General features: G+C 38.0%; 1 pseudogene. It reads right to left on the reverse strand.

Features of this window, described 5'->3' with window-relative positions:
- Positions 1 to 258, reverse strand: a pseudogene (locus WKI42_RS10895) (hypothetical protein); the annotation flags it as partial.

Below are 258 nucleotides of genomic sequence, written 5' to 3' on the forward strand. Positions count from 1 at the left end.
GTTAGAGCCAGTTGATAATTTTTCAATCCCAGACACTAATTCTGGAGTTTTTTCAACTAATTGACCAACTCCTGCTGTCAAGTTAGAAGATTTTTGTGTCAAGGTGTTTGAGCCTGAAACTAGTTGATCCAAACTACCTGTCAAGGTGGCATTTTTTTCACTTAGTTGACTTGCGCCCTGAGAAACTTTATCAACACCTGTAGTATATGTATTTACACCTGATGCAATCGACTGACTAGCAGGAACTAATTTACTAGT

Source organism: Streptococcus pseudopneumoniae, assembly GCF_038148935.1.
GTDB lineage: Bacteria > Bacillota > Bacilli > Lactobacillales > Streptococcaceae > Streptococcus > Streptococcus pseudopneumoniae_U.